General features: G+C 67.9%; 16 protein-coding genes. All 16 read left to right on the top strand.

Annotated elements, in window-relative coordinates; genetic code table 11:
- The first annotated feature begins 64 nt into the window (after nt 1-64).
- The 16 genes from Y590_RS02340 to Y590_RS02410 all read left to right on the top strand — a co-directional run bounded on the left by Y590_RS02340 (nt 65) and on the right by Y590_RS02410 (nt 13,642).
- Nucleotides 65-1,276: a flagellar hook protein FlgE gene (locus tag Y590_RS02340; RefSeq protein ID WP_060768472.1), complete on the top strand. Its 1,212-nt coding sequence runs from the start codon at nt 65-67 to the stop codon at nt 1,274-1,276.
- 78 nt (nt 1,277-1,354) lie between these two features.
- Nucleotides 1,355-2,818 (top strand): flagellar hook-associated protein FlgK, encoded by a 1,464-nt coding sequence (gene flgK, locus Y590_RS02345; protein WP_060768473.1) that lies wholly within the window; start codon nt 1,355-1,357, stop codon nt 2,816-2,818.
- Nucleotides 2,819-2,825: 7 nt separating this feature from the next.
- Complete coding sequence (locus Y590_RS02350; RefSeq protein WP_060768474.1) at nt 2,826-3,878, top strand: flagellar hook-associated family protein; 1,053 nt, start codon at nt 2,826-2,828, stop codon at nt 3,876-3,878.
- A gap of 41 nt (nt 3,879-3,919) precedes the next feature.
- Entirely contained in the window at nt 3,920-4,270 is a 351-nt protein-coding gene (flaF, locus tag Y590_RS02355; RefSeq protein ID WP_060768475.1) for a flagellar biosynthesis regulator FlaF, read from the top strand.
- 46 nt (nt 4,271-4,316) lie between these two features.
- Nucleotides 4,317-4,802: a flagellar biosynthesis repressor FlbT gene (gene flbT / locus Y590_RS02360; RefSeq protein ID WP_371688528.1), complete on the top strand. Its 486-nt coding sequence runs from the start codon at nt 4,317-4,319 to the stop codon at nt 4,800-4,802.
- Nucleotides 4,803-4,808: 6 nt separating this feature from the next.
- Nucleotides 4,809-5,225 carry a flagellar hook assembly protein FlgD gene (flgD, locus tag Y590_RS02365; protein WP_060768477.1) on the top strand — a complete coding sequence of 139 codons (417 nt, stop codon included), beginning with the start codon at nt 4,809-4,811 and terminating at the stop codon, nt 5,223-5,225.
- Between the two features lie 66 nt (nt 5,226-5,291).
- Nucleotides 5,292-5,558: a flagellar biosynthesis protein FliQ gene (gene fliQ, locus Y590_RS02370; RefSeq protein ID WP_056194240.1), complete on the top strand. Its 267-nt coding sequence runs from the start codon at nt 5,292-5,294 to the stop codon at nt 5,556-5,558.
- 391 nt (nt 5,559-5,949) lie between these two features.
- Nucleotides 5,950-8,031, top strand: coding sequence for a flagellar biosynthesis protein FlhA (flhA, locus tag Y590_RS02375; RefSeq protein WP_060768478.1), 2,082 nt, complete (start codon nt 5,950-5,952; stop codon nt 8,029-8,031).
- Entirely contained in the window at nt 8,028-8,798 is a 771-nt protein-coding gene (fliR, locus tag Y590_RS02380) for a flagellar biosynthesis protein FliR (protein WP_060768479.1), read from the top strand. Before flhA ends, fliR begins: the two co-directional genes overlap by 4 nt.
- A gap of 19 nt (nt 8,799-8,817) precedes the next feature.
- Nucleotides 8,818-9,228: a hypothetical protein gene (locus Y590_RS02385; protein ID WP_060768480.1), complete on the top strand. Its 411-nt coding sequence runs from the start codon at nt 8,818-8,820 to the stop codon at nt 9,226-9,228.
- A gap of 75 nt (nt 9,229-9,303) precedes the next feature.
- The gene (locus Y590_RS02390; protein ID WP_060768481.1) at nt 9,304-9,774 is read left to right on the top strand and encodes a rod-binding protein; all 471 of its coding nucleotides are present in this window, start codon (nt 9,304-9,306) and stop codon (nt 9,772-9,774) included.
- A 5-nt stretch (nt 9,775-9,779) separates the two neighbouring features.
- Nucleotides 9,780-10,124 (top strand): hypothetical protein, encoded by a 345-nt coding sequence (locus Y590_RS02395; RefSeq protein WP_060768482.1) that lies wholly within the window; start codon nt 9,780-9,782, stop codon nt 10,122-10,124.
- A gap of 3 nt (nt 10,125-10,127) precedes the next feature.
- Nucleotides 10,128-10,574 (top strand): hypothetical protein, encoded by a 447-nt coding sequence (locus Y590_RS02400; protein WP_060768483.1) that lies wholly within the window; start codon nt 10,128-10,130, stop codon nt 10,572-10,574.
- A gap of 358 nt (nt 10,575-10,932) precedes the next feature.
- The gene (locus Y590_RS26190) at nt 10,933-11,181 is read left to right on the top strand and encodes a hypothetical protein (protein ID WP_144439906.1); all 249 of its coding nucleotides are present in this window, start codon (nt 10,933-10,935) and stop codon (nt 11,179-11,181) included.
- Between the two features lie 479 nt (nt 11,182-11,660).
- Entirely contained in the window at nt 11,661-12,554 is an 894-nt protein-coding gene (locus Y590_RS02405) for a dihydrodipicolinate synthase family protein (protein ID WP_060768484.1), read from the top strand.
- Between the two features lie 101 nt (nt 12,555-12,655).
- The gene (locus Y590_RS02410) at nt 12,656-13,642 is read left to right on the top strand and encodes a DUF2336 domain-containing protein (protein WP_060768485.1); all 987 of its coding nucleotides are present in this window, start codon (nt 12,656-12,658) and stop codon (nt 13,640-13,642) included.
- Nucleotides 13,643-13,644: the final 2 nt, after the last annotated feature.

Consider the following 13,644-nt stretch of genomic DNA (forward strand, 5'->3'; position numbering starts at 1 on the left):
TCAGCCCCGCGCAAGCGACACCGTGTCCATTGCGCACGAATTCGAAAGTCAACGAGGTGTCCGCATGAGTCTCATCGGCGTGCTCCGCACCGGCGTCTCCGGAATGAACGCTCAGTCCAACCGCATCTCGACGGTGGCCGAGAACATTCAGAACGCCAGTACCACCGGCTACAAGCGCACTTCGGCCGAATTCTCGTCGCTGCTGCTCGATTCGGGTGATGTCGGAAACTACAACTCGGGCGCGGTCGAGACCACGTTGCGCCGCTCGGTGAGCGAGGGCGGACCCATCGCCTCGACCAATTCCGACAAGGATCTCGCGATCCAGGGCAACGGCTTCTTCGTGGTGAGCGATGCCGCCGGCGCGCCCTTCATGACGCGGGCCGGCAACTTCGTGGTCGACGGCAAGACCGGCAACCTCGTCAATGCCGGCGGCTTCACCCTGATGGGCTATAGCCTCGCCAACGGCACTCCGAACCCGGTCCTCAACGGCGTGGCCGACCTCAAGCCGGTCAATGTCAGCGTGATGGGGCAGGAGGCGCGTCCCTCCACCGCCGCCACGGTCAGCGGCAACCTCTCCTTCGAGACGCCGGTCTACGATCCGACGGCGACGGGTGCCATCGGCTACTCGAAGAAGAACTCGCTCAAGGTCTACGACAATGTCGGCCGGCCGGTGACGCTCGACGTCCAGATGACCAAGACCGCCGCCAATACGTGGTCGGTCGCGTTCTTCGACCCTGCGGCGCCGACCGTGTCCCTCGGCACGACCAGCGTGACCTTCGACGGCAACGGCAAGGTCAATGGCGGCGGCTCGGCCCTCGTGGACGTGCCGAACGGTCGCCGCATCACCGTCGATCTGGGCGGCCTGACGCAGCTCTCCGGCGAACACAACCTCTCCGGCACCGCCAACGGCTCCTCGCCCACCTCCGTGAGCGGAACCGCGTTCGGCGAGGACGGCACGGTCTACGCGGTCTATACCGACGGCACCCGCAAGGCCGCGTTCAAGGTGCCGCTGGCGGATGTGGCGAGCCCCGACAACCTCGCGCCGCGGGCGGGCAACGTCTTCACGACGAGCGCCGAATCCGGGGACATCCAGGTCGGCTTCGCCGGCCAGGGCGGGCGCGGCATCCTGAAGGCGGGCGCACTCGAACAGTCCAACGTCGATGTCAGCACCGAATTGACGACGATGATCGAGGCGCAGACGGTCTACACCGCCAACTCCAAGGTGTTCATGACCGGCAACGAGCTGCTCGAAACCCTGATGAACCTGAAGCGCTGACGCGGACCATCGTCGCATCCGGGGGCGCCGGCCCGACACCGGCGTCCCCGTCTCGTATCGCGTCCCAGGAACCGACCGATGGGTCTCACCCTCGCGCTCAACACCGCGCGCGCCTCGCTGCTCGCGAACTCGAACCAGATCGCCGTCTCCGCGCGCAACGTCGCGGGCGCGAACGATCCGGGCTATTCGCGCAAGATCGCGACGCTGGTCGCCGGCAGCGCGGGCGGCGCCACGGTGACGATCACCCGTGCGGGCGACCCGGCGCTCTATGCCCGCACGCTGAATGCCTCGTCGGACGCCGCCCGCGGCGACGCCCTTCTCACCGGGCTGACGAAGCTCGCGCAGACCGTCGGCGACACCGAGGACCCGACCGCGCCGGCCGCGCGCCTCACGACCTTCCAAGCCGCGCTCCAGGCCGCCGCCAACCAGCCCGACAACGCGCAGCTCGCCCGTGACGCGGTCGAGTCGGCCAAGGCTCTGGCGGGAAGCCTGAGCCAGGCGGCGGACGCGGTCCACGCCGTGCGGGCGGAGGCCGATGCCGGAATCGCCGCTTCGGTGAGCCGCATCAACGACCTTCTCGTCCGGTTCGACGCCGCCAACCGCGCCGTGACCAAGACCACGGCCCTCGGCGGCGATGCCACCGACGCGCTGGACGACCGCGACCGCATCCTGACCGCGCTGTCGCAGGAGATCGGCGTCCACGCGGTCGCCCGCGAGGGCGGCGACATGGCGCTCTACACCGATGGCGGCGTGACCCTGTTCGAGCGCGGCCCCCGCGCGGTCACGTTCTCGGCCACATCCGTCTTCGCCGCAGGCACCGTCGGCGGCGGCGTGAGGATCGACGGCGTGCCGGTGACCGGGGCCGCCTCGCCGATGCCGCTCCATTCCGGGCGGATCGCCGGGCTCGTGGCCCTGCGCGACGGTGCGGCGGTCCAGTACGAGGCGCAGCTCGACGCCCTCGCCGGCGGGTTGATCGACGCGTTCGCCGAGAGCGATGCCGTCGGCATCAACAGCGGTCCGCGGGCCGGCCTGTTCACCGCGGGCGGCAGCGGGATCCTGCCCACGGCCGCCGGGCGCACCGGCCTCGCGGCCTCGATTTCGGTCAACGCGGCGGTCGACCCGGCCCGAGGCGGCTCCGTCGCCCTGCTGCGCAGCGGCGGCATCAACGGCAGCGACTATGCCGACCCTGCGGCGGGCGGCGACGCGGCCTATGCGGGTCGCCTTCGCGGCCTTCTCACGGCGCTGTCGGCGGCCCAGCCCGTCGATCCGGCCCTCGGCCTCGGCACCTCCGCCGGCCTGCCCGACCTCGCCGCGGCCTCCGCGGGTTGGCTCGAAGCGCAGCGCAAGGACGCGTCGACCGACGCCTCCTACCAGAAGACCCTGCTGACGCGCGCCAACGAGGCGCTCTCGAACGTCGCGGGCGTGAACGGCGACGACGAGACCGCCCTCGCCCTGCAGCTGGAGCGCTCCTACAGCGCCTCGGCCAAGCTCATCTCGGTCGTCAACGACCTCCTCAAGACCCTCCTCGACGCGGTGCGGTGATACGGCCATGATGACGACCGGCTTCATCTCAAGCCTCAACCTCTGGAATGCGCCGCGCACCGGCGTCTCGCGGCTCCAGAGCGAACTCGCGACCGCGACCAGGGAGATCGCCACCGGCCGCTTGGCCGATGTCGGCGCGACCCTCGGCGGGGGTGTCGCCGGGGCCTTCGGCCTGCGGCGGCAGAGCGCCGTGCTCGCCTCGCTGACCCAGAGCAACACCGCGGCCACGTCCCGGCTCGCGGCGACGCAAGGCGCGCTCAACGCGATTCGCTCGTCCGCCGACGCGACGCTCAACGAACTCACCGCGCTCCCCGCCGATCAGCGGGCGAAGACGCTCGTGGATTCCGCGCGCGGCCGCCTCGCGGCGCTGGCGGGCGCGCTCAACACCAGCACGGGCGGTCAGTTCGTGTTTGCCGGCACGAACAGTGGGGCGGCACCGCTGGCCTCCTACGAGGGCAGCCCGACCTCCCCCGCCAAGACGGCAGTCGATAACCTCTTCACGGGCTTCTTCGGCTTCGCGCCCGGCTCGGCGGCGGCGTCCACCATCACCCCGAACCAACTCCAGGGCTTCATCGATGGGCCGCTCGCCGGCCAGTTCACCGAGGTGAACTGGAATCAGACGTGGTCGAGCGCCTCGAGCCGCCCCCTCGACAGCCAGATCTCGCTCACCGAGACCGTCACCACCTCGGTGAGCGCCAACGCCGAGCCGTTCCGCAAGCTCGGCATGGCCTACGTCATCGCCTCGGGGCTCGGCCTGTCCGGCCTCTCGCAGGAGGCGCAGAACGTGGCCACCGGCAAGGTCATGGACCTCCTCGGCCAAGTCAGCGGAAGCCTCACGACGATGCAGGCGGATCTCGGCCGCGCCCAGAACCAGATCACGGAGGCGAACGCGCGCATGTCCAAGCAGACCGCGCTGCTGACCGGACAGATCCGGGATCTGGAGAGTGTCGATCCGGCCGAAGCCAAGAGCCGGGTCGATGCCATCACGACCCAGATGCAGATGTCCTACGGGCTGACCGCGCAGTTGCGCAGCCTCAGCCTGATCAACTTCATCTCCTGAACGCCCGCCTTTTTCAAACCGAGTACGGAGCGTCGGCCCCGATGTACCGCCTGTCCTATGCCGAGATCATGGAAGACGCGCCCGACCTCGGTCGCGAGCGCGAGCGCGACGCCTTCGACCGGGCGCTCAGCCAGCTCCGCACGGCCGAAGCACGGGGCGCCGCAGCGGGCCCGGCGCGCAGCGCCGCGGTCGGCTCGATCCAGGATCTCTGGAACGTGCTGATCGCCGACCTGCTCGACCCCGAGAACGCGCTGCCCGAAAGCCTGCGCGCCGACCTCGTCGCCATCGGCCTGTGGAACATGCGCGAGGCCGGCGAGGTGCTGAGCGCACCCGACCGCAGCCTCGCGGCCTTGATCGAGGTCAACACCTCGATCCGCGACGGATTGCAGTAGGGGGCGGGCCATGACGCGCGAGACCGGCCGGGCCGCTGCCCGCACCATGCACCTGAGCCTGAAAGCGGGCGAGCGCGTCTACATCAACGGCGCGGTGGTGCGCGTCGACCGCAAGGTCGCGCTCGAACTGATGAACGACGCGACCTTCCTGCTGGAGGGCCACGTCCTCCAGGCGGAGGAGGCGACGACGCCCCTGCGCCAGCTCTACTTCGCGGCGCAGACCATGCTGATCACCCCGGCCCAGGCCGGCCCGGCCCGGTCGCTCTATGCCCTGATCGAGGAGGGCATCCTCGCCGTGACGACCGAGCCCGCGATTCGGGAGGGGCTGGCGGCGGCGCAGGCCCTCGTCGAGGCGGGCCGGGCCTTCGAGGCGCTGAAGCTCATCCGCGGCCTCTACGCGACGGAGGCCACCTTGCTCGGCCCGTTGGCTCCCCTTCCCGAGGTGCCGCCCGCCGCCCTCGTGCCATCCGCCCGCTCCGGCCAACGCCGCCGGCCGCGGCCCCGGCCGGCCCTTTCCTCCGACAAGGCCTGAACTTCCATGGACGTCAGCAGCACCGGCACGAATACCGGCACCACCAGCACGACCACCGCCGCGGCGGCGAAGGCGGCGACCTCGGTCGCCTCCAAGATGAACGCCGACACCTTCCTGACGCTGCTGATGGCCCAGCTTCAGAATCAGGATCCGACGAAGCCGATGGACTCGACGGAATATGTCAGCCAGCTCGCCACGTTCTCGCAGGTCGAGCAGGCCACCAAGACCAACCAGAAGCTCGACTCGCTGCTCACGTCGAGCTTCCTGAATCAGGCCGACGCGATCATCGGGCGGAGCCTTACTTCGGCGGACGGCCTGACGTCCGGCACGGTGCAGTCGGTGCGGGTCACCGGCGACGGCGTGATGGCCAAGCTCACCGACGGCCGCGAGATGCTGCTCGCCTCCGGCATCTCGATCAGCTAGCGCATCGTCCCGAAAGGTGGTTGCCGGCTTTCGGACGAAGACGATGCGCCATCCAAAGACCCACTCATGAACGAGGTCGACGCCCTCGAACTCGTCCGCTCCGCGATCTGGACGGTGCTGGTCGCCGCCGGGCCCTCCGTCGGCGCGGCGATGCTGGTCGGCATCGCGGTCGCCCTGCTTCAGGCGCTGACGCAGATCCAGGAGGTGACGCTCACCTTCGTCCCGAAGATCGTCGCGATCCTGCTGGTGATGCTGGTGACCGGCACCTTCGTCGGCGCGCAGATCTACGCGTTTGCCGAGATGACCTACGGCCGGATCGCGACCGGGTTCTGAAACCCTGCCGGCCGCTCGCAAGCGCGCCCCGCCCGTGAAGCGGAGCATCCGGCGCAAGGAGACCGATACAGACCGGCTCGACGGTGGGAGAACGGTTGGGACCGGGCGGAGGAAGCTGTCGAGACTTGATCGCCCGGTCCCGCGCGAAAGCCTCGACCTTGGGAAGGACAAAAGCTTCGACGGAGAAGACTTTAACACCGAGAGCAGGCAACGGCAGCATCCGATTCGACGCCCTGCCATGCGGAGGGTGACGGCAGGCTTCGAGAGTCAGGGTTAAGAGCCTCTGCCGACCGGCTCTCCCGCCCTTGCCCGCCCTTGCCCGCAGGCACCCATCCCCGCGCAAGCTTGCCGCGCCACAACCGCCTCGACCTTGAGGGAATCGGTTCACGTCATGGCGGTGAGCGAAGCGCTCGTCCTGGAAAAGCGGTCGCGGCGCGACTTCGGCTTCGCGGCCGGCATCGTCGCGATCCTCGCGGTGCTGTTCCTGCCGGTGCCGGCGGTGCTGATCGATGTCGGCCTCGCCTTCTCGATCGCGCTGTCGGTGCTGATCCTGATGGTGGCGCTCTGGATTCAGAAGCCGCTCGAATTCTCCGCCTTCCCCACCGTGCTGCTGATCGCGACGCTGCTGCGGCTGGCGCTCGGCATCGCCACGACGCGGCTGATCCTGGCCAACGGCCAGAAGGGCGTGGACGCTGCCGGCCACGTCATCCAGGGCTTCTCGCAATTCGTGATGAGCGGCGATTTCGTCATCGGAATCGTCGTCTTCGTGATCCTCATCACGGTCAACTTCCTCGTCATCACCAAGGGCGCGACCCGTATCGCCGAGGTGGGCGCCCGCTTCACCCTCGACGCCATCCCCGGCAAGCAGATGGCGATCGACGCCGATCTCAACGCGGGGCTGATCGACGACAAGGAGGCACAGCGCCGCCGCCGTGAGCTGGAAGAGGAATCGGCCTTCTTCGGCTCGATGGACGGCGCGTCGAAATTCGTGCGCGGCGAGGCGGTGGCCTCGCTCATCGTCATCGCCGTCAACGTGTTCGGCGGCGTCATCATCGGCACCACCCGCCACGGCATGCCGCTCGGCCAGGCCGCCGACGTCTTCGTCAAGCTGTCCGTCGGCGACGGCCTGGTCTCGCAGATCCCGGCCCTGATCGTTTCGCTCGCCGCCGGCCTCCTCGTCTCCAAGGGCGGCACCCGCGGCGCGACCGAGGAAGCCGTGCTCGGCCAGCTCAGCGCCTATCCGCGCGCGCTGATCGTCGCCGCCGCGCTGATGCTGATGTTCGCCATCGTCCCCGGCCTGCCGTTCCTGCCCTTCGTCACGCTCGCGGGCCTGATGGGCTTCGTGGCGATCACCATTCCGAGGCGCCGGGCGTCCCGGGCCGCCGCCGCGGCAGCCCAGGTGAAGCGCGAGGAGGAGAGCAAGCAGGCCGAGACCAAGGAATCGGTCAAGGAGCAGCTGCGCACGCCGGAGATCGAGCTCTGCCTCGGCCGTCAGGTCGCCGCGCAGATCCAGGGCAACCATGCCGAGCTGCACCACCGCGTCGCCAAGATGCGCCGCAAGTTCGCGCGCCAGTACGGCTTCGTCGTGCCCGACATCAAGCTCACCGACAGCCTCAACCTGCCGCCCAAGACTTATCAGATCCGCATCCACGGCACGGTGGCCGCGACCCAGGAGATGCGGCCCGGCGAGTTGCTCGTCGTCGTCGGCGACGGGCCGCGCCCCGACGTGCCGTCCGAGGAAGTCCGCGAGCCCGCCTTCGGCATGAAGGCGCTGTGGGTCGTCGACGCCTATGCCGGCGAGATCCGCCGCTCCGGCTTCGAGGCGATCGACGGCGCCTCCGTCCTGCTCACCCACCTCTCCGAGGTGATCCGCAACAACCTGCCCCAGTTCCTGTCCTACAAGGACATGCGGGCGCTGCTCGATCGGCTCGACCCGGAATACAAGCGGCTGATCGACGAGATCTGCCCCTCGCAGATCTCGCATTCCGGCCTGCAGGCGGTGCTGAAGCTGCTGCTCTCCGAGCGCGTCTCGATCCGCAACCTGCACCTGATCCTGGAGGCGGTGGCCGAGATCAGCCCGCATGCCCGCCGCGCCGAACAGATCGCCGAGCATGTCCGGATGCGCGTCGCGCAGCAGATCTGCGGCGATCTCGCCGAGGACGGGGTGCTGCACGTGCTGCGACTCGGCGCCAACTGGGATCTCACCTTCCACCAGAGCCTGAAGCGCGACGCCAAGGGCGAAGTCATCGAGTTCGACATCGACCCGCGCCTCGTGGAGCAGTTCGGCACCGAGGCCGGCGAGGCGATCCGCGAACGGATGCGGCAGGTTCATGGCTTTGCCCTCGTCACCGCCCCCGACGCCCGGCCCTACGTGCGGATGATCATCGAGCGGATCTTCCCGACGCTGCCCGTGCTCTCGCATCTTGAGATCGCCCGCGGCGTCGAGCTGAAATCGCTGGGCACCATCTCGTGATTCCGGGCTTCGGCAGCCTGTTCGGCGGAGAGGCCTTCCTCGGCGTCTTCCTGATCTTCTGCCGGATCGGCGGCTGCCTCCTGATCGTGCCCGGCTTCTCCAGCCCGCGCGTGCCGGCGCAGGTGCGGCTTCTCATCGCCGGCGGCGTATCGCTCGCCGTCACGCCGCTCCTGCTGCCGCTGTTTCAGACCAAGCTCTCGGGCCAAGCACCGACCGAAACGCTGACTTGGATCGCCAGCGAGACCGTGACGGGGCTACTCATCGGCCTGCTCGGGCGCATCTTCATCTTCGTGCTGGAAACCGTGATGAACGCGGTCTCGACCATGGTCGGCTTCGGCTCGATGCCGGGCACGCCGGTCGAGGGGACCGACGCGATCCCCGCGGTCGAATCGCTGATCGTCTTCACCGCGGTCGCGCTGATGTTCGCGGCCGACCTGCATTGGGAGCTGTTCCGCGGCCTCGTCGATTCCTACGGCCGCATCCCGCCGGGCGAGGGTTTCGGGACGCAGACCGCACTGGTGCGCATCGCCGACCAGATCGGCGAGGCCTTCACCCTCGCCCTGCGGATCGCGGCGCCCTTCATCATCTACGCGGTGGCGGTGAACCTCGCGGCGGGCTTCGTGAACAAGCTCACGCCCACGATTCCGGTCTATTTCGTCGCCACGCCCTTCGTGATGTTCGGTGCGCTGCTGCTGCTCTACACGCTCTCCAGCGAGTTCATGACGCAGTTCCTGTCCGGCTACGTCGCCTGGCTGCGCAAAGGCTGAGTGGAAAGAGCTGAGCGCCATGTCCGCCGCCGACATCGCCAAGCGCCTGAAGCGCGCCGAGCGGCTCACCGCCGTGCAGGAGCAGATGCGCCGCGCCGCCGAGTGGCAGCTCGCCGAGACCCGGCGCACTGCCGAGGCGGTCGAGGCGGACCGAGCGGCTTTGCTCGCGGCGGTCGGGTCCTCGGCCCACGGCCACCTTTTTCTGGAAGCCGCCAACCGCCGTCTGCGCGGGCTCGCCACGCGGGCGACCGAACTCGAGCGCATCGCCGCGTCCCAGGCGGACGAGGTGCGCGAGCAGGGCCTCGCGCAGAAGCGCGCGGAGCTGAGCGCCGAGCGGATCGAGACGCTGCTCGGCCGGGAACGCGACCGGATCGAGGCGATGGAGCGGCTCGACGGCCTCGCCCAGCGCCGCGATGCAAGCCTCCCGTAAGCCAGCGGATCTACACTCCGCTCCATCCTCAGCGGCGTGCGCCCGGTTCGCGCCGCATCAAGGTTTGACGGCGCGATGAGCATCACCCCCCCTTCCGACATCGTGATGGACGTGGCGCGCGCCGCCGACCCGGCCCGCTATCAGGAGGCGGCGGCCAAGCTGTCGCAGCCCGGCGACCCGGCCGCCTTCGCCAGCGCTGCCGACGATGCGGCGCGCGAGGCGGGCCTGACCACGCACATGCCCCTCGACGTCCATGGGGCGCTGACGGGCCTGAAGAACGAGACCGCCCGGACCGGCTCCGCCGACCCCTACCGGAAGTTCGAGGGGCAGGTGATCCAGCAATTCGTCGAGGCAATGCTGCCCAAGGCCGAGACCGTCTTCGGCAAGGGCAATGCCGGCGGCATCTGGAAGTCGATGCTGGCCGAGCAGCTCGGCCAGCAGATCGCGCAGACCGGCGGCATCGGCATCGCCCGCATGCTGAACGCCGCCCGCCCCGCCGGCACCACGGTCGCGCCCACGGGCACCGGCGTCGCGGGCAAGGTCTGACCGCCATGCTGCTCGAATCCCTGAAGCGGCTGGAGGCCACCGTCGAGGCCGAGACCGAGGCGCTCAGTGCCAACGCGGCCCTCGATCTCGACGCGGTCAATCGGGCCAAGAGCCGGAGCCTCCTGGAACTCACCCGCCTCGCCCGCGGCCTCGACGTCGCGACCCTCGACGCCGAGACCGGGATCGTGCTGGCGCGCCTGCGCGACAAGCTGATCCGGAACCAGGAGGCCGTCGCCCTGCATCTGCGGGCGGTGGAGGAGGTCGGCGAAACGCTGCAGGCCAGCCTTCAGGCCGCCGAGTCCGACGGCACCTATTCGGCGCGCTTGTCCGCACACTCGGGACGCGATTGAGCCATGCGCGTCCTCGTCACCGGTCTGTGGATCTGCGCCGTCACCATCGCCTCCTGCTACGCGGCGGTGACCTTCGGCGGCGGGTTCTTCTCGAAATCGACCGAGCCCTATCTCGAAGGGCTGCAATATCAGAAGCTTGCGCCCATCAACATTCCGATGGTCGCCGAGGGTAAGGTGCAGGGCTACGTCATCGCCGTGCTGGTCTTCACGGCCGACGCCAAGCTGATGCACACGCTCCCCGTCGCTCCCAACGCCTTCGTGGTCGATGAGGCCTTCCGCCAGATCTACGGCGACACCACGATCGATTTCCGCAAGCTCGCCCGCTACGACATCAACGGCCGGCTGGCCCAGATCCGCGCCAAGGTGAACGAGCGCCTCGGCTCCGACGTGGTCAAGGACGTGCTGGTGGACGAGTTGAATTTCGTGGCGAAGCGCGAGGTGCGCTCGTAGACCGGTTATCGGCCAGTCCCGCCCGAGTGTCCGGCAAATCATGTGACGATGAAAAGGCCGCGCTTACATCATCGAATCTGGCTAGCACCTATGCACCAGTTTTCTGATTTGGTATAACATCAATCGAGCACGGACCAATTGTTGTCATAAAATTTGATTATATTAGTATGCATCTTATGCATCGCAGACGCCCAAAACGAATGACGAGATTATTAAGATTGACAAATCTTGTCACATCAGAAATTCACAAATCATCCTCAAAATAATCGGAATTTCGGGGGATTAATTGAGATACATTGCTAGACAAATTCAACGGGCAAATACTTTTCTTGGAAGATACCTTTCTTACAAGGAAAAAATGATCATCTGGAGTATGAGTTTTCTTGTTAATGTGGTTGCTGCTCTGACACTGTCTGGAATCCCATCAGTCGCAGCCGCCATTATCAGCTCGTTCTGGCCTGGATTGATCATCTATGCAGATGATCGCAGGCTTAGAGAAAAGGGGGCTCACGGATTTATCGGATTTCTCGCCCTCATCCTGTTATTTGCCACCGTCATGCTGCCAGCCTTCTGGATCGGTCTTTTATATATTAAATATACGAACTAAAACTACAATCATAAACCATTATAACTGGCATTGCGCCCAAGGACGGATCGGTCCAATTAACCACTGCCATTGACTTAATGAATCAGATTCCGAATTCGAAAGTGATTCACGCTCATCTAAGTGAATACAATGAGCAAGAAGCACAAATTTTCGACGCCATCAACAAGCAAGTGCGCCAGAATGACGAGAGAAATGCTCGCATAATCGACAAGGAAAGTCCTTACCTGAGCAAAACTCGGAGAAATGCAGCCATCGAACGTAAGCGGCTAGACCAAGCTCAGGAAGTCTCTCCCCTCTTCAAACGCCCTTCATAGGGATTTTGTATCGTCATCTCGATCGTGAGCGGATTGGTTCAGTGCGCAGCCTTGATTTGAAAACTCGCGCCGCCGGGCTATCCCGCTCGCCGCGACCGGTTGAGCCGAAGGCCGCGTCGTGCACGCATTGACCGCGCTGCGGCGCCCGCTCATCCTGCCGCCGCCATGACCTGCTTTGCCGGCCTCTCCGCCTTTCCCATCACCCCCGCCTCCCCCGACGGACGCGTGGAGACGGCGGCGTTGCGCGCCCTCATCGCTCCGCTCGCCGCCGCGGGGGTGGATTCGATCGGGCTGCTCGGCAGCACCGGCACCTACGCCTATCTCTCCCGGGCCGAGCGCCGCCGCGCGCTCGATGCGGCTCTTGAGGAAGCAGGCGGCCGGGTGCCGGTCATCGTCGGAATCGGGGCTCTGCGCACCGACGAGGCCGTGGCCTTGGCGCAGGACGCGCGGGCGGCGGGTGCCGCCGCCGGGCTCCTGGCCGCCGTCTCCTACACGCCGCTGACTGACGAGGAGGTGTTCGAGCATTTCTCCGCGGTCGCCACGGGCAGCGGCCTGCCGATCTGCATCTACGACAATCCCGGCACCACGCATTTCCGGTTCACGCCCTCGCTGGTCGGGCGGCTGGCGCAGGTGCCCGGAATCCGCGCGCTCAAGAGCCCGGCCCCGGATTCCGATGCGGTGGCCGGTCAGCTCGACGCCCTGCGCCGGGCGGTGCCGGCCGAATTCCGGCTCGGCTTCAGCGGCGACTGGAACGCGGCGGAGGCGGTGCTGGCTGGCGGCGAGGCTTGGTACAGCGTCGCGGCCGGGCTGTTTCCGGAACCCTGCCTCGCGATCCTGCGGGCGGCACGCGCCGGTGAGGCCGCGCGGGCGCGGGCCCTGAACGCACGGATGCAGCCGCTCTGGGACCTTTTCAGGGAATTCTCCAGCTTGAGGGTCACCTACGCGGCGGCCAATCACCTCGGCCTGTGCCGGGCCGATCCGCCCCGGCCGATCCTGCCGCTGTCCGAACCCGTCCGGAATCGGGTGGCGGAGGTCGTGGACCGGTTCGCGCTCGCCTGATCCGGCCGCTGCGGGACACTCGCGCTCCCGCGTTCTTAAAGGTCGATTCACGCAGAACTGTTTGACTCATCGTCAGAGTAAGTTCTGCGTAATCGAGTGCCATGCCCCCATCGGTCGCCGGCGCGCCGGACCTGTCCGGCCTCATCGAGCTCTCGCGCGATCCCGCGCTGGACCTGAAACCCGTGATTCTGCGGGTGCAGACCGACCTGTTCCTGGCCGCTCCGGTCCATGACCGGGCGATCCTCAGGGAGTTCGAGTCCCTCGCCGCGGGTCTGATCCCGACGGTGGACGAGGAAACGGCGCGCGTCGTCGCCGAGAAGCTCAAAGGATGCCCCGACGTCCCGGCCGGCGTGCGCGCCGCGCTCGAAGCCCGCGGCTTTCCCGTCGCGCTGCCGCCCGAGCCCGAGACGGAAGCGGAAGCCGACCGGGCGCTCGCCGAGAATCCCGGCGCGCTGATCGGCACCCGCGTGCTGGACCGCCTGCTCGCCCGCGCCCGGACCGATGCGGATCTCGCCCACATCCTGCTCGGCCGGCCCGACATTCCCCCCGCCGACCTCGCGCCGCTCTGGCTCTATGCCGGTCCGGAGCAGCGCAGCGCGATCACCCAGGCCGTCGAGGCCACCGCCGCCCTGCGCCCCTGCCCGCCGGCCCCCCGCGCGCTCGCGACGAGCCTCGTCGAGCATTCCCATGCCCGCGACGTACAGGCCTTCATCACGGCGCTCGGCCGCGGGCTCGGCCTGCCGCCGAACTATCTCGGCGCCGCCGTCGATCCGGTCGCCCGCTACGACCTGCTGACGCTCGCGCTGCGCGCCGCGGATCTGCGCGAGGGCGAAGCGGTCTTCGTCTTCCTCACCCTCAACGACAGCGTCGCACGCTCGGTCGATCGCGTGTTTTCCCTGGTCACGCTGTTTCGCGAGACCAGCCGGGCCACCGCCCGCGATCTGCTCTGCGCGATCTTCGGCGTGCCCGTGATGGAGCGCGCCGCGGGCGAGCACCAGCCGCTGCACGGCCCCGAAGCCAAGCGCGGCAGCACCACGGCCGAGCGCCTGCGCACGGTGCTCCCGATGCGCCTGCGCCGGACGAGCTGACG

It is taken from the genome of Methylobacterium sp. AMS5 (assembly GCF_001542815.1).
In the GTDB taxonomy this organism is placed as follows: Bacteria; Pseudomonadota; Alphaproteobacteria; order Rhizobiales; family Beijerinckiaceae; genus Methylobacterium.

Coding starts and splice junctions, on each gene's coding strand:
- Y590_RS02340 (WP_060768472.1), top strand. CDS start 65: ATGAGTCTCATCGGCGTGCTCCGCACCGGCGTCTCCGGAATGAACGCT.
- flgK (WP_060768473.1), top strand. CDS start 1,355: ATGGGTCTCACCCTCGCGCTCAACACCGCGCGCGCCTCGCTGCTCGCG.
- Y590_RS02350 (WP_060768474.1), top strand. CDS start 2,826: ATGATGACGACCGGCTTCATCTCAAGCCTCAACCTCTGGAATGCGCCG.
- flaF (WP_060768475.1), top strand. CDS start 3,920: ATGTACCGCCTGTCCTATGCCGAGATCATGGAAGACGCGCCCGACCTC.
- flbT (WP_371688528.1), top strand. CDS start 4,317: ATGCACCTGAGCCTGAAAGCGGGCGAGCGCGTCTACATCAACGGCGCG.
- flgD (WP_060768477.1), top strand. CDS start 4,809: ATGGACGTCAGCAGCACCGGCACGAATACCGGCACCACCAGCACGACC.
- fliQ (WP_056194240.1), top strand. CDS start 5,292: ATGAACGAGGTCGACGCCCTCGAACTCGTCCGCTCCGCGATCTGGACG.
- flhA (WP_060768478.1), top strand. CDS start 5,950: ATGGCGGTGAGCGAAGCGCTCGTCCTGGAAAAGCGGTCGCGGCGCGAC.
- Y590_RS02385 (WP_060768480.1), top strand. CDS start 8,818: ATGTCCGCCGCCGACATCGCCAAGCGCCTGAAGCGCGCCGAGCGGCTC.
- Y590_RS02390 (WP_060768481.1), top strand. CDS start 9,304: ATGAGCATCACCCCCCCTTCCGACATCGTGATGGACGTGGCGCGCGCC.
- Y590_RS02395 (WP_060768482.1), top strand. CDS start 9,780: ATGCTGCTCGAATCCCTGAAGCGGCTGGAGGCCACCGTCGAGGCCGAG.
- Y590_RS02400 (WP_060768483.1), top strand. CDS start 10,128: ATGCGCGTCCTCGTCACCGGTCTGTGGATCTGCGCCGTCACCATCGCC.
- Y590_RS26190 (WP_144439906.1), top strand. CDS start 10,933: ATGATCATCTGGAGTATGAGTTTTCTTGTTAATGTGGTTGCTGCTCTG.
- Y590_RS02405 (WP_060768484.1), top strand. CDS start 11,661: ATGACCTGCTTTGCCGGCCTCTCCGCCTTTCCCATCACCCCCGCCTCC.
- Y590_RS02410 (WP_060768485.1), top strand. CDS start 12,656: ATGCCCCCATCGGTCGCCGGCGCGCCGGACCTGTCCGGCCTCATCGAG.